This is a genomic window from Parvimonas sp. D2 (genome assembly GCF_035282635.1).
GTDB lineage: Bacteria > Bacillota > Clostridia > Tissierellales > Peptoniphilaceae > Parvimonas.
In genome coordinates this window covers 1-239 of the sequence record NZ_JAYKBO010000101.1, presented here as the reverse complement: position 1 = coordinate 239, position 239 = coordinate 1, and the positions used below count along the sequence as shown (strand labels likewise).

Annotated in this window: 1 protein-coding gene; it reads left to right on the top strand. The window is 49.4% G+C overall.

Annotation, left to right across the window (positions count from 1 at the left end; genetic code table 11):
• Nucleotides 1-239, top strand: a 239-nt coding sequence (locus VJI77_RS07725; protein ID WP_323989016.1) for a hypothetical protein, incomplete at both ends; no start/stop codon positions are given.

The window sequence follows — 239 nt, the reverse complement described above, 5'->3', positions numbered from 1 at the left end:
AGCAGGTACGCAATCTGGCTATGCGGAGTCTGGCAGGTACTGCATCGATCCGCGACATGGTGAAGGTTTTTCATCGTGTCTACGATTTGCCGATTGTGCAGCCTGCTGATGCCAAGGAAGACTTCTCCCACATTACCAAACTTCGCCTAGCTATGCGTTTTGGCTTGATCGTTGAAGAGTTCATGGAACTATGTGAGGCAATGGATATCCGCGCAGATATCAACTTCCTGTACCTCGAT